Here is a 19,790-nt window from a genome sequence, read left to right as displayed (position 1 = left end):
ACGGCGCTAGCGACTATCACATTACATATGAAATATGAGCCGGTTTCCCGTTGTAGAGCGAGGAAATGCTGCTTTAGTACACCTTTGGTGCCATTAACCCGTCCAAATCGATAAGGGGGAGAAAATCGATCTCCCCCTGTTTCATTACCGATCCATCCTAAATTTCGCCTATGTTCGTATCCACGGCAACCGGTTTGAAATCTACGATGTCTTCGGTATTACAGTTTCTGTTACTCCGGTCAATCCATCGTCAGATTGAATGCTTGATCAGAGTTCACCCGCTGTAAACCTGTCAATGTAGACTGGGATTTGGATTTGTTGGATACAATAGTTTGAACCAGTTGATATTAAATCCGTCTGTTGTTGCATGAAGCCTTATTGTATGCTTCCCCGCCGCCAGTGTAACCTCATCAGACACTGTTGACCAAGTCTGCCACCCTCCTGTATCCGGCAATGTCGTTGTCTTCTGCGGAACTCCGTCTACGATAAATGTGATGCCGGATCCTGCCGACTTATTGACAGCCACCCTGTATTGCAGGGTATAAGTTCCCGACGACGGAATATCGATGTCACTATATTCCATCCAAGAATCCGCACCAATATATCCAAGTGCCTGTCCGCCGCCAATGTCATTGGTGTCCTCTTTCTTTACATTGTTCATAGAGGTATAGTTTTCCGCCTGAATAAAAGCTGCTGCATCAACAGTTACACTGATGCTTGTTGTCAAAGGGACGTTATTGGGATTTTCCACCCCATTTGGCAAAGTTACAGTTCCAGTTACAGTAAAGGTCTGTACAGTCTTTACAGTGGGATCATACTTTGAAGCATCTACATTCCATGTCACTTTGGCCACCCCATTCAAGCTGCCCGCATCCGTAACTAAGTCTACTGTCGTTGGTAATCCTAGGGCATCCGCTGTCTTCGCCGTTCCGATTGCCACCCCTGTTTTGTCAGCAGGTGCAGTGAAGCTGTTTAATTTAACACCGTCTGTTATGAGGTCAATGTCTTGCGACGAACGGTTATACATGGAATCCGCGGCAAATACCCTGAGTATATATGGAGTTTTCGGCAATAAACCTGTAATCGTATATTCCCTGTGTTCATCGAATGGCTTGTCTAGCGGCAGCGAAAGACTGTTGAACGATTTGTCAACTTCCCCGGTAAGCTTGTTGATAAGCTGAACATTGTATTCCAACACACGTACATTGTCATTGGCTTGCTTCATTGTAAAAGTAAGTTCGTTACTTTTTAAGGAATTGATCGTAATACCCTCATCAAACTGCGGAGCGATGAGCTCTCTTGTATCGCTCTTGCTATACGTAAAAGCATCTTTGCCTTCGCCAACGTTGACTACAGAAGGTATGCCGACAAATTCTTCTGTGCTTAAATTATAATGTTTGATGATAACTTTTGTACCATAAACCTCTATGAAATTCGAGATGCGAGGTGTGGTATGGTAATTGATATACGCACCTTCTATATATCCGCCGGACGGACCGCCATCAATATAACTGGAATAATTCGTCGAACCAGCATCGAAATACGAAGCTGCACCTTGATAGAGTGAACGTTCGTCGGTCGGATCGTAATGCGTATGACCTGACAGATATACCACTTGCGACAAATCATTGTCAGCAATATATTTACCTACATTATTACTTGCCGAGGTGCTCCATCCCGATCCCCAATTGGTCCCGCTTATAGGGAAGTGAGAAGATACAAATATCGGTTTGGTGGGATCGTAATCCGGTTCTTTTCTAATTTGATCAAGGAAATTTTTAGCTTTTCCAGACGTGTTGTTATTGTCATAATTTCCGTCAAAAACCACAAGATTATATCCTTTTATCTTGACCCGATAAGCATCGTTAAAGAAATTGTTATCGTACGATTTCGTAGATTCGTTCCACGCGCCCGCCGAACCAACAGGAATTAATTTTTCGGCTCCGCCCATATCATGGTTGCCTCTTACCAAATAAAGCGCAATATTGTCAAATTTGCCTTCATCTTTAAGTTTATTGTAAACGTTTGTCAGCTCATTCATCCACAGATATTCGATGGCATTGTTACCGCCGGTAACGTCTCCAGGAATCAACATGACGTCGGCTTGCGAGAATATTTTCAGGCTTTTTCTGAAATCATCCTCCACACGCGCGATTGCAGCAGGATTACCACTGATTTCTGTATCGCTGTTCACAATCATATTTAAATCGGCGGGCGTTGCTGTTTTATTACTTTTTTGATAGATGAAAATGGCATTGGTTAATTCACGTTCGTAATAATTGATCGTTTCCTGTGTAAATAATTTTTCTTTTTGCGTTGTTGCAACCGTATTTGCCTGTTTCAAAACCTTTTTCAAATAATCAAAATCAGTTTTGCTGTAACCGTTGCTGAGACCGCCTGCTATAACTGTATTTGCTTCTGATATTGTGTTGTTAAGTGCGTTCATATCTACTTTATTTACAGCGTAACTATTATAATTCGCTTGAACTACATCATTGCTTAATACGCCTTTCCAAATCATCAGATCAGCTATATCGAATGAATTACCGCCGAGGTTGCCCAATCCGTCAACACCTATTTTTAAAGGGTTGTATGTATCTAAAGTTCCGAGCTTCAGCGTAGTTTCAGCCATTTCGTAACCATCAATATACAACGACGCGAGCATTTTATTTCTGTCTACAACATATGTCACGTAACGCCAATCGGAAGCATTAAACGTATTGCGCCCAAAGGAAATGTTCTTTTCTTTTGCGGTCGGGAATCCTAAATTCATATTGACCGAATTGGCTGATGTGTAAATCGCCCAGCCTGCGTTAGAGCCGTTACTAAAATCCTTGTTTGATAATATGACCTGATTTTTGTTCGTATCGCCCTTATACCAGAAGGATACGGTAAAACTGTCATTACCAAAATTCAAGCTATGCGTCGTACCGACATAATTGCCGTCTCCGCTTTCTAAGTGCAGAGCTTTGGTCCCGGGTAATACACCGTCTACATAACTATAATTTCCGTTCCCTTCCAAGTTCTCTTGATTTGCATCGTCCTTTAAATTATTGTCGAATTTCATCGATGCAATAAGGGGGTTGGCATTCATTACTGCGTTCGTGGGCAATGAAGTTTTTTTGTCACCATTTGCTGGTAAACTAACTACAACGCGCAATTTTTTACCAATATCATTTAACGTTACGGTGTAGCTTTTGGATGTACCACCCGATTTTACATTAATATATTGATTGCTTATACGTGATTCCTGTACTTGCCATTGAAATCTTAGATTTTTGCCCATTGAACCATGATTCATGATTACATTGGCGGTGATCGTTTGACCGTAAACCGGCTGCATATTGTCGATTTTGACGAGTTTGGCGTCCGATTCGTTTGCAAGTGCTTCTGCGGTGGTCGATAACATAACGAATATCATCGTTAATACAAGGGTAATGGATAAAATTCTTTTCATTACAGAAAACCTCCATATTTTTTAGTATTTTAAGAGCCTGTTCAAAAAGCTTGTAAAATTGAGTAAAAAACAAAACCGTAGCGAAACTTTGATGCGGAACTCATTGATTATATCTATCATGTCGACGACTTCATTGTGTTTGTCCATTCGCCGCCATCTACCCTTGTCTCGATACGATTAACACCCTTTCCGATTGAATCGTCCTCTGCAGTGAATTTCAGATTCACAAACTTGGCATTCCATGCGCCGTCACCGGTAACTCGCCCTTTCCTTTGTTACAGGCGGCTGAACATCGTTTTGCTATCCCTTTATTTGCATGTAGATGATCATTTGTTGCCTTTTCCATTTCACTCTTTTCATTTTTTCTCCCTCCCTTTTGCCTTTTTATAATTTTGAATAATAATACGAGGCAATGAACATTGATTTTAAGTAATGTGGTCGTCCCCCTTGCCAGAAAGAAGCGTAACATGGTTCGAAACGTTTAATACATTCCATAAATCTGTATACCGTATTAAGTAAAACTTAAAATGACCTTTAGATACTACTAGCAATGCAATTTAATCTTTTTGCTCCAGAACCCATTTACGAAACTTTTACATTTAATTTACTATCTATTAAAATTTGTCACTTACAATTTAGTAAAATGCAAATTTGATTCTGACGGGTATGAATTTAAAATAAAGTTCTGCAGTTTGTAATAAAGTTTACCGTTTATCAACCCGATCGGTGGAAGAATGCTAAAAATAAATGGAATTCTCGTTTATACAACCGTACCGATTCGGACAAAAGTGAGGGTTGAACTTTTAGATACAGGAGAAATTTAATTGCATTCTAAATACACCGTGTGCATGAAAGGACTCATGGGATTCTGGTCAGATTTTCGAATCTTCTTTATTAAAAATTAAAATCAAGTGTAGAATATATGAAAATATAGATTTAATCTGCTAAAGTTGAGGTGGAACGATGAATTTTGAACAAATGGAGTATATTATAAACGTTGCAAACGAGATGTCAATTTCAAAAGCAGCAGAAAAATTATTTATTTCAACTTCAGGGATGAGTCAATCTATTACCCAGTTAGAAAATGAGCTTGGTTTAAAAATCTTTAACCGATCAAAACAAGGAGTTACTCCTACTTTTGAAGGTAAAATCGTAATTTCTAAAGCTATGACTTTGCTAAACACCATTAAAGAACTAAATAAAGAAATTTATGAGTATAAAAATTGTAATCAAACTCATTTAAAAATCTTAACTGCTCCTACCTTTACTTTTATACTTCAAGAAACTATGGTAAAGTTTAATTCAGAAAATCAAAATATTACCTTCGAATTAATAGAGCAAAACCCTACCGAAATTATGCAGAATTTCAATAAGGAAAATTATGACTTTGCTTTAATTCCCGCTTCTTTAGAAGATTTAAAAAAAGAAAAAAATATTCATTTTGAACATATACATACAGGGCACATTTGTATAGCGGTTGGTAAAAATTCACCTTTTTATCATCATGATTATGTAACACTTAGTGTATTAAAAGATTCAAAATTAGTAATTTATAATTCATCTGACTATAAAAAGGTAATCAAATTAACAAAACTGAAGTTAAATCAAGTGTTAGTTAGATCGAATAGCAGCAGCCTTCTATATAAGTTGGTAAAAGAAAGTCAAGCCCTCTTGTTTTTGCATGATTTTACTATTAAAAAAAGTTCAATGGTTATGAATGGAGATATAAAAATTATCCCATTAAAGGAAGAAAAGCATTTTACAGTTGATTTCTGGCTTATTTATTTAGAAACGAAAAATTTAACGAAAGTAGCTAAGGAATTTATGGATGACTTTTTAGATCATTTTAAAAAAGTATTTAATTGATAAAGATGAACAGCAAAACTATATTTTACTATATGCTTCTTGCGAAGAATAATCGTAATCAAAGGCAATGTCAATTATCCTCCTGTTATTTTCCAAATCTTCCGTGGATAAATACGATCTTCTAAGAAGAATACAGCGCCTAATACTTATACCTGTTACTTGGTGAAATTTAAACGAACAATAATAAGGGGAATATCCCATATAATTAGATAGTTCATCTAATGAAAATTGATTTTTTAAATTGTCTTCAATCCAATCAATCATACGCTGTATCTGTTCATTCATTTATCTCACTCCTAAATAAAATTATTAGAGGTAGATTTTCTTTCTTTTGATATTTCTTGTGATTTATAAAATAAAAAATGGTACAAAGCCTTAAGAGCAGAGTCTTCCTCAAGGTCTTGTTCTTCCATCAACTTTTTTGAAAGGTATCTGATTGTTAGATGAAAATTTCTTCTTAAGTTTCGTGAAATCCTTTCGTTATTTGGGCATTCCTTACTCCACAATCTGGCCCTAAAATGAAATGGGCGCTGATCCAGTTACTGATTAGCGCCCGTTTGTTTAATAAGAAAACATTATTTTTTTACAATCGGTATATAAATATCAAAATGCGGATCGTTCGGATCACGATCAACTGGATAATGTTCATGTTTAATCGGCATATAAGGATCATAGTAATCTACACTAGCTTCTCTAAATGCGGTATAGTCACTATCAAATAACCATTGATGTAAATCCGTATAGGTCTTTTGTATATCTTCTCCTTTGTTATGTGTCGTCTTCACATACGTCCATTCAGGAACCCATATTTCAATCATCCCATCAGGAATTTCCTGCTCCTCACTCACTTCATACACCGCGTAATGTGCGAATCCATTCTCAATTACATGATATGATAGACCTAATTGAACATTAGGATTCACCTTATTCTCTAACTCATCGGCACGGTCTTCAACTTGTTGAATGACGTTTTTTAAATTCGGTACAATTTCAGAGAATGTTCCCTCCCATTTTAATCCTACTGTCCGATAGGCCGGTAACGTTATAATTTGATAACTCAATTTATTCCCTTCCTTTCTCCTAAAGCGTCATAAATTCCTTTTAACTGTTTTCGCTATCTATGGGTGAATCTCCTACTTTCACTAACCTGCTGCGTTACTTTAAGCACATAATTTCACAATCTCTTTTAAATTTTTGTATAGAGCTCCAGTTTTAAGAAAAATAATTAACCGTTAAAATATACTTTAAGAATATTATAGAACCTTATTTAGGATGACTATTTCAACAAACATATGATAAATTCCTTCTTGGAGTAGTCGAGTAGAAAGGAACCTCTCTACCTTTCGGTAGATTGTATTCCTCCCCCTCACAGAACCGTGCTTGCGCTATTAACGCACACGGCTCCTCCTAGTTACCATTCACAAAACCTTGCTAATCTCTTAGGATCAGATTTTGCTAATTCTGCTATCCTTACTAGTTTTGTCTCCATTTGTTTTCTACCTCTGTGTGTTGTAAATGTGTCACTAGCAAGGGTGATAACTGGTAGCTAGCCTTTCCTCCATCGGCATTACCCAACTTCATTGGTACTACGCTGCTATCCGACTCCCTACACCGGCATTTGGTTTCCTTACTTTTTATCGCTTGTACACCATACTCTTCTAACAAGAAAAGACCGGTAGGGTCTCCCGAGTTGCCGTATCATATCAATGTGTAACGTGCCAAGGTCTCTGACTCCAGAGAGGTTTTATCCATCTTGCCTTATACGAAGGATAAAATGTAGCTTTCTGCTGCAGGTAAAGCATCATCCCTCTCGATTTACTAACATTTTGGAGCTCAATCCCTTCAACCATTTGGCTTTCGGCACGCCACCTAACTGTCTACGCTTAAAGACTAAAGTTACCTTTAGCCCTCCAAGACTCGCTACGAGCGAATGGCTAGTTCTTACTCGACGGGAATCCCACCCGTTATATGATACGACCTAGGCTCGGCCGCACACCTGCCACGTTAGTTTAAGTAAAAACCTTCACAATCTTTAATCTATATTTCAACATAAATATCCATTCTTTATTGAATACGTTCCTCAACAATCTGGCCCGTTTGCTGAAGATCACTGATTAATCAGTGTCATCTCATGGTGGAGGTTGTTTTCATCCGCAATACATGTTCAATTAGGCCGAGATAAGTATTCATTTTTCCCAAGAAGGTGGTTCGATCTAAACGAATATTCAAAACTGGTAACTTACCAAAAGCGGTGCCTGTCCCCCGCTGCACTCCTGGGGTCAGGCACGAGAATTTAGAATGTTGGTAATTGTTAAATTAACTAAAATTGAAGGAGGAATTTATACCAAGTTAGTAGAAATAGAAATATCGGAGTTAGTTTTGTTTTATTTTCATATCAATTTTATTGTATCGGTCAACATAGTCTTACTATATGGAGGGATTTTATTGCAAACATTTTTTCAATACAACTGGATGGTCAGAGAAGAATGGTATCGATGGTGTGAGGAGTTACCTGAAGAAGAACTTCTACGCAACCGAACTGGCGGAGTAGGCAGCATATTGCATACATTGTTCCATATAATTGATGTGGAGTGGAGCTGGATTCGTCTTTTAGAAGGGAAAACAGACTTTCAGGAGAGTTTTGATGATTACAAAAGCTTAAATAAGGTACGAAAATTGGATGCTGAATTTCGTAAGGAAGTGGAGAAATTTGTGAACAACTGGGATGAGAGCATGGAAAATAATTTATTTTATGATACCATGCCAGATGGAAGCACTGTAACAGATACCTGGGGTGAGGTCATCCGTCATGTCATTGCCCACGAAATTCACCATATAGGACAATTATCAATTTGGGCAAGGGAAATAGGGAAAAAGCCTGTTTCTGCGAACTTTATTGGTCGGGGGCTTGCCTCCCATCTTAATAATTAATCTATTATAGACAATAATTTAAGTCTAGTTTCTTGTTGCACTAATGTTCTTTTAGTGGATGAACAATATTTAGCCTTAAAAACGGTGTCTGACCACCCACTGCACTAACGTTTAACTTATTGGGGGTCAGGCACTTTTATTAAGAAAAGACTTAAAAGATCTGTAAGAAAGAGCGGGTTTTGAAAAAATAGATTAATCAAAACACGCTCTTAATATTTTTAATTTATGTTCACATTCTCTACCTTTTTGCAGTGCCTATTATGGATGATTTGATCCAAATACTGTGTAAATTCTGATTCACCCGAGTACGACAGACAAAGATATTCTTTTGCCCTGGTCATCCCGATATAAAATAAGGAAACTTCTCTCTCCTTATCATTTTCAAGCGAAAATGGCATGGAATCAATATTTACGATAAATACTGCCTGAAAATCAAGGCCTTTACTGCTATCTATCGTACTAATTTTTATTTTGCCATCATCCTTTTTAAAGGATCGCTTCGAGACATCATTTTCCGTAATCCAATAAAACGGTAAGCCCGACTCCTTTAACATCCGTTGAATAATATCCACAAACGGATATTTATGATTCTTTTTCACCCGGTACAAAATGACCATTTCATCAAAAGGAATCTTCCGCTCTTCATGCAGCTTTTTCATTTGCCTGGCGACTAATCTCATTTCATCAAAGAAATTGGCAGCCTTTATGATCCCTGGTTCCGGCCCTTTTCGTTTCGTACTTTGCGGAGCAATGATTTCTCCTTCAAGGTCCCGATTCACAACCTTATTCTTAAACATGGAATGCTCGCGGTAAAAATCCCAGGCAAACTTAACAATTTGCTGCGTATTCCTATAGTTAATGGACAACACCTTTGACCTGCCTTGAAAGCTTAATCCTGTATCCTGCAAATACGAGCGCTTGCGCCGATAAATCGTCTGCGCTCGATCTTCCACCAATAAAAGCGACTGTGTATCGGTATTTATTAAGAGACTCACAAGCCGCAGCCACTCAGCATCAAAATCCTGCCCTTCATCAATCAATATAGCATCGTATGATGGCAAAATGGTTTCCTTCTTTTCGATCTTATCAATTATCACAGAAAGGTTCTGCTCTCTAATTCTTAAATCATTCTTTAACCAAGCATGAAAATTCCGCACGATTATGTTTTGGTTTTGTACAGTCTTTACATTTGGATCAAAATCAAATAAGTCCTCTGGTTCATTTAACATATGATGGATCATCTGCTTAATTGCATTTGCCAAAGAAATATTATAGCAAAGGATGAGAATCTTCCAATCAGGGTTCTGCTTCGATAGCATCTTCGCCCTGCTGGCCAAAATAATCGTCTTCCCGCTTCCAGCGACTCCTCGAATCAAACGGTTTTTATCACCAATCTGTTTCGCTAAATTCTCTTGATGTAAATCCATCGTCTTAATATCATGTAAGGATAAGAGTAGTTGATCCTGATATGGAACTGGGGCTTTAAATTCAGCGCTAATCCGAACTTCAGGGAACAAATGATACCTAATCGCATTAATATCCTCGATAGAAAGTGGTTCCTTTAATCGATATGGAACAACAAACATATTCATGATTTTTTCCATCAAAATTTCTTCCGAAAAACTCTCATTTTCGGGATCGATTTCATCTCTTGCTAAGCACAAATTGGGTTCAATGACCGTATATAGTCCATCTTTAATAAAGTCCCTGGTGTACAATCTCGTAAAAACAACCCCATGGCCATACGGAAACTTTAATTTCAATTTATATTTTCCATCTGCGACTATCAGGTTTTTATCCTTTTTCAGGACATCAGCAATTTTAAACATATAGTCCCTCGCCTGAATCATGGGGCTTGGGATAATGGTTTGATCACCATTTGTCGCCACAATATGCCATTCATCATGATTTATTTGAAAAAGTGTATTCCTCGTATAATCCTTCACTTCCAAAACAACCAATCCAAGATCAGGTCCTATAATCACAAAATCGGGTTTTCTCCCTTGAATTTCCGGTTCGAAGTACACAATATAATCATCTGGAAGAAAAGTTTTCAGAGTACGGAAAAACAGCCGCTCACCAGCAGTGGCAGTCGATCTAATTGTCTCAGGAATTGTAATTGCCATAATAACCGCCCCAAAAATTGCATTTTTCTCCATTATACTACAAATAGTGCTAAGCCCCTAAAACAATTGGGTATTTTATCATTTAAATTTAACTTTTTTCTCCTAGTACAAACAAAATTCACCAAATCTATTGTCTTTTTGAACTATTATTTTAATAATAGAATAGAAGAAATAATCCAACATACATAGAAAACAATAAAACTCATGAAAGTGGAGTGGAAATTTTGTTAAGAGGAATCCTTGATAAATTACTTAAAGGGAAAGAACCATCACCCCAACCGGCCGTCAAACCCATTAGTCAAGCTGACGTAGAAGCATTAGTAGAGGCAAAAATTAGGGAGCATGCAGCAACGCTTGAATATACAAAAAAGGATTCACCCGGGCAAAATCAGCCGGCAGATCAAGACGATTACACCTTAACCCCAAAACAAATCGAATATGCCCTTTCTTTAATCGACAGAATTAAAAATGAATTCGAATTGGCCATTAATCCGTCGACATTAACCATTAAAGATTTAAATAGATTGATTGCTTATAATCGGTATAAAAATAAAGGAACACTTGTAAATTTGGTGAAAAAAGGGGTATTGAAGAATAAGTAAATACATTTGCGCTTATTAGAAAAAACCCCGGTTCAATCAATGGAATCTCGGGATTTTTTGCCTTACACTCATATCATGCCATTATGGCGATTCTCGTGGCCTTTGGTAAGGATATCTTAGCCATAAGAACCGCCCCCATGGACACTTATGGTCTCACATCTCTAAATCATGGTAAATTTCTTTCATAACAAGAAATATAATTTAAGAATATGGCTATGCGACAGTCGAACTAATAATTTCGTATAGAAGAAGGATGGAATGTTAAAAAAAATAAGTTGGTGAATCAGATATGAGAATAAATTTATCAGAGGTACAAATAACGGAAGTCAAACGAATCGTTGAAAAGGAATTTTTGATAAAAGCAATCGTACCAACAGATGACTATCTATTTATCAACTGTTTTGCAAAAAAGCAGAAAGAAATTGTCTATTATCATTTGTTTGCAGAAAATGATACTCTGATTATCCGCTGCTATGCACGTGTTTTTGACAGTTTAGGTCTAACCATAATGATCAAAAGCACAGCAAAGAAGCTATTTGACTATTTGGTCAACCAGACAGGTTTAAATTACACAAAGTATATTGAAAATGGGGTCGTTTGGAATTTTTAAAATCTGGGCAATACGGGGAGTTCAAGGATTAAAAATGAGGAGGAGCTTTTTTAGTTAATTCAAACTTATAGGAGGATTCGTAGCTTAAAGAACACCCGGAAACCATAAACCGAGAAATGGATATATCGACTTAATAAAAAATGCCCTCTAAAGCAAGGGCATTTTTCCTATTTGGTGGTATTTGGATTTTTATTGGGGAATAATTCTTTAGAAAACTCAGTTAATCCAGCAATATTCAGCGTCAGGGTTGTTTTTCCCTTACCCAGATTATTTAATAAATTTTGTATTGAGCGCCCCAATGTCTGTTTCCATTTCTACCTAATCCATATGCTGCAACACTTAATCCCAAACCTAATAAGGAACCCCACACTATCCCCCTATTGTTTCTTCTTCTGCCAAACATATTAAAAAAAGGTTGTTTTCCACCAATATTAATAAGCGCTTACGCCCTGAACAACGGCAGATTGATTTTGCACAGTCATTCACTATTCCTCCTTAGACGATTAAATTAATACAATCTCCTCCAATTTAATAAAGCTAATTAGTCTCTGACAAGTTGTGTTCGTTGAGCCATAATTTTGATAGTGCTGTCTTCCCTTTTGATTGTCAGTCTCAGCTCTAATCCTTCTAAGCTTGCGTGGGCACTTAAAAACCGGCTATGGTTCTCAACTTGGGTCTACTTCGTCAAAAGAAAGTGTAGTCACTTCCGTATATTCGCCTTTATCAATTTCATCCTTAGTGGCTGCCTACTCCAGCTCTTCGCTGTCATCCATTCCCGGAGCGATTGAAGGCTCATTATTTCTATTCCTGTTCTTATTTTTCATATATAGCCATCTCCTTTTTAAAAGCTTTTTTAGTAAGGAAACGATCAATTCCGACTGTTGTGGCCAAATTCTAGATTAACTTGCTTTAATATACCCGCTTATAACGTTTACAGCCGTTTTCATCAACTATTCTTTTCAAAAGTTAATCCCTTTATAGTAGAAGTTAAAGGAAACCGACTAATGGATCTTTTACACTGCCTACTGACAGATTTGTTCTATCATAGGTTCGTTTAAGATATCATTATCCTTTAAAAACCCCCCCAACTGCCGATAAATCTCCTTCCAAGAATCTTCTAAATTCAAGGTCAGTACTACCACAGTCATTCATTTCATCCCAGGTAAAGGATTCACCCACTTCTACCTTATTGTGCGAAATTTGCGTTTTTTTAAAAATTGTAATGAAAATTTTACTATCCAAATCAAAAGAATCGATTTCTGACTATTCAAACGGGCTATTATGAAACACAAGAACCATCCCCCTGCTTCAGAGAATGGTCCCCATGGTTACTTTTTACCTTTTAGATTGATGCCGATTGCGGCACCGTTGCGGCTGGAGTCTGCTACTCCTTTGAAGCTGTTGTTTTGATAGTCGATTAAGATGCTTTGGACGTTTCCGATTGTTGTAGGTTCAGCTCCAAATTTATGGCCCATGCTGTTTAGCTGGTTGAGTACCTCTGTTGGAATTCCATCCTCGTACCGATAGGAGTTTAGGTTGTTCGTATATATTCTTGGTTCCTCTACAGCTTGCTTCAGTTCCATATCATACTCAATAGTATACAGAATAGTTTGCAGCACAGATGTAATAATGGTGGTTCCGCCAGGGGATCCCACGGTTAAAACGGGTTTACCGTCCTTGAATACAATGGTTGGCGTCATACTGCTTAATGGACGTTTATTGGGCTGCACTTCATTTGCGCCTCCTGGAACGGCATCAAAATCGGTTAATTCATTATTTAACATAAAACCATAGCCGGGAACCATGATGCCTGTCCCGAATACTTGTTCAATGGTGGTCGTATATGAAACGACATTTCCCCATCTGTCCGTAACCGTGAAATGGGTCGTTTCTCCAGGTTTTTGGTCATTCGGCTGTTTCGTAGGCTGGTAGTTTGCTTGAGTTGATTCATACTTCCACGGATCACCTGCTTGGGGTTTAGGGTTAACGCGATCTAGACTAATGAGTTTTTGCCGTTCCTTAATATAGTCCGGATGCACAAGCCCCTTCAGCGGTACTTCCACGAATTCAGGGTCTCCAGCATAGGCAGCGCGATCTGCGTATGCTAGATGCATGGTCTCTGCCAATAGATGATATTTTTCCCAAGCTTTCACATCATATTGTGAAAGATCAAAGCCGTCCAAAATTTTCAGCATTTGTAATAGGAATACGCCGCCTGAGCTTGGTGGTGGCATACTGGCAATCTGATAGCCGCGGTAATCACCCCAGATCGGCTTATCAACGGTCACATCATATTTCTTCAAATCTTCAATTGTCATAGCACCGCCAAATTTTTGCACCGTACTGGCCAGTGCTTCAGCAATCGGTCCCTTATAAAAGGCATCTGGACCTTTAGCACGAATCAATTTGAATGTTTTGGCTAAATCCTTTTGTACAAGAATATCTCCCTCTTGAAGCGGTTCTCCGTTTGGCAGAAAGACGTTCATCGCTGCTGTTTTGGACAGGGTTTCCTTGTTATCTTCAATTGCACCAGCAAGTACTGAATCGATGGGGAAGCCTTTATCGGCAAGTTTAATCGCTGGCCCAATCAGCTCCTCCATAGGCCGGGTTCCCCATTTTTCCAAGGCTGTTACCAGTCCTTTTAACGTCCCAGGTACTCCAACCGCTTTACCACCTGTTGAACGAATGGCAAATGGGATGGGATTTCCTTTCTCGTCTAAAAACATATCAGGTGTTGCTCCCTGTGGGGCACGTTCCCGGCTATTAATGATAGTGGTTTCTTTGGTTTTTCCATCATAAACCATCATAAATCCACCACCGCCAATCCCGGACATCATGGGCTCCACAACGTTTAATGCGAACTGAATGGCCACGGCCGCATCCATCGCATTTCCGCCTTTTCTTAGCACTTCAGCTCCAATTTCGGATGCAAACGGATGGGCAGTCGCCACCATTCCATCCTTTCCGACTGCTACCTGGCTGTACTTTCCATAATCAAAGTCGTTCTCTTTCGCCAGTGCGCTAAAAGGGAGTGTCCCTACAATCAAGAGGACACCCAATAAAACTGTAAAACCAGCTTTCCATAAACGCTTCATCCTTTTTCCCTCCTCTAGTAGAATGGTTACAAATCTATTCTATCAAGGGGACAGAAAAATCTGAATTTTTATATTCACAATTTTCCATTTTTGATTATAAATTCCTAAATAAACTAATCCTAAAGTCATCATTTTGTATGAAAACGGCTTTGCTACTGACTATTTAGCCCCTCCCTTACTTTCTTTGCAATTCATTGATTTCCATTAAATCCCCTTTGAAATAAATAGTTTCACGAACCATTCAATTCAGTGTCAATACTTCCATCGTCATTCGTTCATCCCAAGCAAACGTCTCATCCACTTCTCCCTCATTAAACGGATAAATCAAAATTCCTGCAGGCACAGTTCTTTTGGAATGTCTATGTATGAATCTTTTCACAGCTGTTTCTTAAAAAGCTCGTGGTTCATCCGTTCCCCTACTTTTGTTTATTGACTTACTTCATTATACCTTTCGGGATGAAAAAAAGAGTAGAACCCTGTTGCGCTACTCTTAATTCCTATAATTTATCAATAATAGTCTTCAATTATTGAATTACAGTATCATCTTTTTAGGCCTCCAAATATCCGTAAATCCGTTGTCCATTGAATACTGGTAAAGATCTTTTAGTTTATTTCTGGTATACACCTTCATATCTTCCCTTTTTCTAAGTTCAGGAATTGTAATTAGTGATCCATTTCGATCGATTACGGTTTTTAAAAAGTATTTGTTTGCCAATTTATCACTTTTTGATAAGTTACATGCGCTGCAGGCGATGACTAAATTCCACAGTTGATCTGCTTGAACAAAACTCCAGGGAGTGAAGTGATCGACATGAGCTTTTCCTTTATTAATAGCTTTCCCACAGTATAAACACTTACTATTATAAAATGAGGTGAGTACATGATAAAACTGAACAAGTGTGGATCTTTTAGAGACATTTTCTACTTTTAAAAGCAGGTTAGTGGTATCTCCCTTTTCATTAAATTTTTCCAAAAATAACGCAAGATGGTAATTAGTCAAATAATTTAACACCCGTTGAAACCGCTGCAAAAACGAATAATAGGTTCCATTAAGTCTTAGCTGTTCCTTGCTATTATCAAAATCGTAAATCGTACATCCAGTGTCACAGTAAATGGCACCCATCACATTAATCTTGCATCTCTTCTTCACCTTGTTAATAATCTCAACCTGTAATTCATGAGACAACTTATCAAAAACAAGTGTTTTCGGGATTTGATATTTTACCTGGATATCAAGGAGAATTTTCTGTACCTCGGCTTTCTTTTCAGTCATATTAATTTGGTTAAGGTTATGATGAATAACAAGATTCCAGTATATCTTGGCAAAACTTGAAAATAAGATTGAGTATGGCAATTCCAGTTTGTCATTCACATTATATAAGTTTTCAAGAATAGATTTAATTAAGACAAACTTGTATGTAGTCGAATTTTTTGATTTCGCTGAGAAGATGAAATTAAAATGAGCCCATATTTCTTTATCCGTTAAATAGGCGGCTATCATTTCTCCCACTTGCAATTTATGGCTCATTGGCCCTCCCCCAAGATATTAGTGCCCATTTCAATCTTCAACCTCAAGTAAAAAAATTCTATCGTTAAATCCGCCTCGCGTCTCCAGCTTTCTTTTCCTGACTTCTTCAACTTTCTCCATTGAAACCACATGATACTCCGCAAAAGAATGGATGATTTCCAGGATATCCGCAAGTTCCTCAATTGCTTCATCGTTAGTCTTGCTATCTACGTACACCTTAAGCTCCTCAAAACTTTTCTCCTGAAGTGCTTTGATATATTCATCATTATTTAATATTTTTGTGGAACACTCTTTACCGGTACTTTCAATGATTTTTGGTATTTTATCGCGAACTAGTTTATTGTATAAAGGCATTAGGCATACCCCTTAATTGAATGTTGATTGACTAAATATTTATTAACTCTTTCTTGTCAGTTTCCAGCTTTAATATCTCCATTAATTTTTGACGAAGTCTCTCTCCTTCTCCACTCCCAGTCGTTGACATTCTTAAAATTGGAATTCCATATTTCCTTAATATTTCATCCTTCATTTTGTCTCGTTTTAGCTGAATTAGATTATTTGTGTGATAGGCATGTCCATCCACTTCAACCACCAATACAGGGCATCTTATCGAGCTTGTTGAAAATAACAAAATCAGTATGTTTTAATACATTCATTGTATACTTTCGTTCATCTTCTGTAAGCTTGATAGGATCTTTGATTAACATCCTGAGTGGCTGATGCAGCACCCAGTCAAGGCTTTGGAATTCTGGCTGTCCCTGAATACTATTAAATTTACTTAAATTAAAAGGACCCTTGATATTTATTGGGTCCTTTTAATCTTAATTATGTTACTGATTAATAGTGCAGTAATAAAACCATGCTACACTTTTACATCAGGGTAAATAGATTTCAAATTTTGGTCTACTTAGCTAAAAAATTTAGTTCGTTATAATCTTATCTTTTAAAACCCCTCATCACCCTCTGATAAACCTCCTTCCACGAATAATCCAAAGCCATTGCTTCCGACAGTTGAAAATTTTTAAAACTCAACAACAACCGGTTGATTGTTAAACTAAAAATCACTCGACCTCAGGTTTCCAATTGGGAAGGGTGTGAAGACAATTTTCCTTATAAAGGGAATATCTGCTCAATTTCTTGAATCTCTGCATCAGTTAATTGAATCTGTAACGTTTTTAGATTATGAAGTACTTGGTCAGCTCGCTTTGCACCTGGAATAATTACATCGATGCATGGACGGGACAGATACCAAGTAAGAATCACTTGATAAACTTCCGCACCCTTTGTCGCTGCAATTTGACGAACCCGTTCAATCTTTTCCAAGTTTTTTTCGAAAACACCTACCTGAAATTGCAGTCTTTTTCGATTCTTTTCACTAATTTCAGTTTCTAGATTATATTTACCTGTTAACAACCCGGAAGCTAAGGGATAAAATGGGACAAAAGAAATTTGCTGCTCAGTTACGTATGGGAATAACTCCTTCTCTGCTTCGCGGCTGATCAAGTTGTACTCCCCTTGATAGACATCCACATAGCCATCTTTATTGGCTTCTTTTAATTGCTGAAGGGAAAAATTAGACACTCCGATGACTCTAATCTTTCCTTCATCCTTTAATTGCTTTAATGCTCCAACCGCTTCATCTTTAGGTGTATCATGATCGGGAAAATGAATATAGAACAAATCTATATAATCTGTTTGAAGCCGTTTTAAACTCTCTTCGACGGCTTGTTTTAGAAATGCAGGTGAATTATCTAAAACCATATCATTACCGTCTAATCGAAGTGCTGCCTTGGAAGCGATCACTATTTCTGAACGATTTCCCCGTTCTTTCACAACTTCACCAATTATTTCTTCTGATCGCCCCAAACCGTAGACATAGGCTGTGTCTAGGAAATTAATCCCTTGTTCCAGACCAGTTCGGACCAATTCTCTTCCTGCTTTATCATCAAGGTTTGGAAAAAGGTTATGTCCCCCAACGGCATTGGTTCCAAGACCAATCGGGTTTACATATAAATCTGTCTTACCAATTTTAATATGTTTGGTCATCAGCTTCCATCTCCCTTATTTTACTAATTTGATGATAACAAACTTTTAGAAGAGAAAACAAAGTTAATGCTTTCTATTTATTATCTGCTAATCAATTTACTAAGTTACGAAATGAGGTAGGAATGATCAGAAAAAAAAAGACCGAACATGCTGCTGCATGTCCAGTTCAGCATAAGACGGTTCCCTTAATGGAGGTGGACTAGGATAGTAAATACAGCCCAACCAGTATTGGTAAATAAAGTTTAAGAAGACCCTTATCTTGAAATAAGGGCCTTCTTTATATGTTTAATTTCGAGTCAATAGGCGGAACTTCCCGTCTAATTAAGCTTTTTTTACTAAAAAAAATTAAACGAAATTATTCCGTCAATTTTTTTAGTTTGGATCTGAATCGGTTTTGGCGACCCTTGTTCCCTCCGTCACTTTTAGATATTCTAAGACCCGCTGGGCGATAAGTTTATAGCCCTTGGTGTTTGGATGGAATTGATCTCCTGCTAATAAATTCATCGTGGAATTAGTAAATAGATCTTCTGTGGGAACAAAGCTCACATTCTCATATTCTTCTGTCAATAATTTTCCTGCCTCATTCCAATTATCAATGATCATGTCTAATTCTTTAATGTTTGCGAATTGACTTTCAAAAGGATTATAAAACCCGATTAAATAAATTTGGGCATCTGGGTTCAATTCTTGCAATCTATTCAATATGGCCGTTAATCGTTCAATATATTCCACTCTTTCTATTTGGAAAGGTTCTAGCGTAAGGTTTGTAAAATTACTTCTTAAGACTTTCATAATATCATTGGCGCCAATGGTGATTAAAACAATATCAGCCTTTGAGATCGCAGTGGCAATTTCTTTATTTTCCAGCCGCTTTAGTAATTGATCCGACCGGTTTCCCTTTTTACCGAAATTTTCTATTTTGATCGCAAGGTTGTGATCCTCAAACGTGTGATTAAGGATCCCGACATATCCACCGCTCTTTGTTTCATCTCCTACACCTTCCGTGAGTGAGTCTCCGATTGCGACCATCTTTTGATCTTTTTCGAAGAAATCAATGACACCATCCACTACTTCCCTTACCTTTTTCCTGATTTCAGCGGTGAATGGTTTAGGACTTTCCTGCTTAATGGAATGGTCTTCTACTGGTTTCTCTTCTCCTTTAGAAGCAACTTCCTTGGTATTTTCCACTTGTTCAGATTCAACTGACGCGACGGTTGTAACTGTTTTAAGGCCTGCTTGATTTCGATCTATAAGAAAAATAGAAAGAAGAATACACACAGTGAATAGACCCATAATCATGATTTTTGCTTTTTTTCTTTTCAAACTTCATCACACCTATTAGTATCGGAAGATCTTAATCTAAGATACCATTATTTGTTTAATATAGTTTATTCATTTTATCATGCAGGGCAACATTATTTAAGACCACAAATTTTGTAACTTGCCTATTTGTAACCAAAACAGGAAAAAGAAAATTAGAGTAGATCAATTCATTTTTGTTAGCTTTTGAAATAAGGATAAAAAGTTTG

13 protein-coding genes and 1 pseudogene are annotated in these 19,790 nt (G+C 37.5%); 4 read left to right on the top strand and 10 right to left on the bottom strand.

Translation table 11 applies throughout. From position 1 onward, the window contains the following. Nucleotides 1–292: 292 nt before the first annotated feature. On the bottom strand, nucleotides 293–3,112 hold the full coding sequence (locus ACFVSW_RS10335) for a carbohydrate-binding protein (RefSeq protein WP_387315425.1): 2,820 nt from the start codon (nucleotides 3,110–3,112) through the stop codon (nucleotides 293–295). Nucleotides 3,113–4,420: 1,308 nt separating this feature from the next. Here ACFVSW_RS10335 and ACFVSW_RS10330 point away from each other — a divergent pair. Next, nucleotides 4,421–5,323, top strand: a complete 903-nt coding sequence (locus ACFVSW_RS10330; protein ID WP_387315423.1) for a LysR family transcriptional regulator — start codon at nucleotides 4,421–4,423, stop codon at nucleotides 5,321–5,323. A 24-nt stretch (nucleotides 5,324–5,347) separates the two neighbouring features. On the opposite strand, the pseudogene ACFVSW_RS10325 reads toward ACFVSW_RS10330, so the two are convergent. Next, a pseudogene (locus tag ACFVSW_RS10325) lies at nucleotides 5,348–5,608 on the bottom strand (AraC family transcriptional regulator); the annotation flags it as partial. 290 nt (nucleotides 5,609–5,898) lie between these two features. Next, entirely contained in the window at nucleotides 5,899–6,384 is a 486-nt protein-coding gene (locus tag ACFVSW_RS10320) for a GyrI-like domain-containing protein (RefSeq protein ID WP_387315422.1), read from the bottom strand. A gap of 1,384 nt (nucleotides 6,385–7,768) precedes the next feature. Between ACFVSW_RS10320 and ACFVSW_RS10315 the strand changes: the two genes are divergently transcribed. Next, nucleotides 7,769–8,254 carry a DinB family protein gene (locus tag ACFVSW_RS10315; RefSeq protein WP_387315420.1) on the top strand — a complete coding sequence of 162 codons (486 nt, stop codon included), beginning with the start codon at nucleotides 7,769–7,771 and terminating at the stop codon, nucleotides 8,252–8,254. Nucleotides 8,255–8,472: 218 nt separating this feature from the next. Here ACFVSW_RS10315 and ACFVSW_RS10310 read toward each other — a convergent pair whose 3' ends face one another. After that, complete coding sequence (locus tag ACFVSW_RS10310; RefSeq protein ID WP_387315418.1) at nucleotides 8,473–10,380, bottom strand: 3'-5' exonuclease; 1,908 nt, start codon at nucleotides 10,378–10,380, stop codon at nucleotides 8,473–8,475. A 215-nt stretch (nucleotides 10,381–10,595) separates the two neighbouring features. On the opposite strand from ACFVSW_RS10310, the gene ACFVSW_RS10305 reads away from it, so the two are divergent. Both ACFVSW_RS10305 and ACFVSW_RS10300 read left to right on the top strand, forming a co-directional pair. Continuing rightward, nucleotides 10,596–10,982, top strand: a complete 387-nt coding sequence (locus ACFVSW_RS10305) for an ABC transporter ATP-binding protein (protein ID WP_387315417.1) — start codon at nucleotides 10,596–10,598, stop codon at nucleotides 10,980–10,982. Between the two features lie 289 nt (nucleotides 10,983–11,271). Continuing rightward, nucleotides 11,272–11,592 carry a hypothetical protein gene (locus ACFVSW_RS10300; protein WP_387315415.1) on the top strand — a complete coding sequence of 107 codons (321 nt, stop codon included), beginning with the start codon at nucleotides 11,272–11,274 and terminating at the stop codon, nucleotides 11,590–11,592. A gap of 1,328 nt (nucleotides 11,593–12,920) precedes the next feature. Here the strand turns inward: ACFVSW_RS10300 and ggt are convergent. The 6 genes from ggt to ACFVSW_RS10270 all read right to left on the bottom strand — a co-directional run bounded on the left by ggt (nucleotide 12,921) and on the right by ACFVSW_RS10270 (nucleotide 19,584). Beyond that, on the bottom strand, nucleotides 12,921–14,687 hold the full coding sequence (gene ggt, locus ACFVSW_RS10295; RefSeq protein ID WP_387315413.1) for a gamma-glutamyltransferase: 1,767 nt from the start codon (nucleotides 14,685–14,687) through the stop codon (nucleotides 12,921–12,923). A 532-nt stretch (nucleotides 14,688–15,219) separates the two neighbouring features. Then, complete coding sequence (locus ACFVSW_RS10290) at nucleotides 15,220–16,215, bottom strand: HNH endonuclease (RefSeq protein WP_387315411.1); 996 nt, start codon at nucleotides 16,213–16,215, stop codon at nucleotides 15,220–15,222. 30 nt (nucleotides 16,216–16,245) lie between these two features. Further along, nucleotides 16,246–16,569 (bottom strand): phosphoribosyl-ATP pyrophosphohydrolase, encoded by a 324-nt coding sequence (locus ACFVSW_RS10285; protein WP_387315409.1) that lies wholly within the window; start codon nucleotides 16,567–16,569, stop codon nucleotides 16,246–16,248. A gap of 31 nt (nucleotides 16,570–16,600) precedes the next feature. Further along, nucleotides 16,601–16,807 (bottom strand): DUF2726 domain-containing protein, encoded by a 207-nt coding sequence (locus ACFVSW_RS10280; protein WP_387315580.1) that lies wholly within the window; start codon nucleotides 16,805–16,807, stop codon nucleotides 16,601–16,603. A gap of 518 nt (nucleotides 16,808–17,325) precedes the next feature. Continuing rightward, nucleotides 17,326–18,261 carry an aldo/keto reductase gene (locus tag ACFVSW_RS10275; RefSeq protein WP_387315406.1) on the bottom strand — a complete coding sequence of 312 codons (936 nt, stop codon included), beginning with the start codon at nucleotides 18,259–18,261 and terminating at the stop codon, nucleotides 17,326–17,328. A 372-nt stretch (nucleotides 18,262–18,633) separates the two neighbouring features. Further along, nucleotides 18,634–19,584, bottom strand: coding sequence for an SGNH/GDSL hydrolase family protein (locus tag ACFVSW_RS10270; RefSeq protein ID WP_387315404.1), 951 nt, complete (start codon nucleotides 19,582–19,584; stop codon nucleotides 18,634–18,636). Nucleotides 19,585–19,790 lie beyond the last annotated feature (206 nt).

This window comes from Neobacillus sp. NPDC058068 (genome assembly GCF_042885335.1).
In the GTDB taxonomy this organism is placed as follows: domain Bacteria; phylum Bacillota; class Bacilli; order Bacillales; family Cytobacillaceae; genus Neobacillus.
This window is presented reverse-complemented; position numbering and strand designations above follow the sequence as displayed.

Bases quoted from the DNA above. Each gene is read 5' to 3' on its own strand.
- ACFVSW_RS10290 (WP_387315411.1), bottom strand. From the start codon at position 16,215: ATGAGCCATAAATTGCAAGTGGGAGAAATGATAGCCGCCTATTTAACG.
- ACFVSW_RS10310 (WP_387315418.1), bottom strand. From the start codon at position 10,380: ATGGCAATTACAATTCCTGAGACAATTAGATCGACTGCCACTGCTGGT.
- ACFVSW_RS10285 (WP_387315409.1), bottom strand. From the start codon at position 16,569: ATGCCTTTATACAATAAACTAGTTCGCGATAAAATACCAAAAATCATT.
- ggt (WP_387315413.1), bottom strand. From the start codon at position 14,687: ATGAAGCGTTTATGGAAAGCTGGTTTTACAGTTTTATTGGGTGTCCTC.
- ACFVSW_RS10330 (WP_387315423.1), top strand. From the start codon at position 4,421: ATGAATTTTGAACAAATGGAGTATATTATAAACGTTGCAAACGAGATG.
- ACFVSW_RS10275 (WP_387315406.1), bottom strand. From the start codon at position 18,261: ATGACCAAACATATTAAAATTGGTAAGACAGATTTATATGTAAACCCG.
- ACFVSW_RS10300 (WP_387315415.1), top strand. From the start codon at position 11,272: ATGAGAATAAATTTATCAGAGGTACAAATAACGGAAGTCAAACGAATC.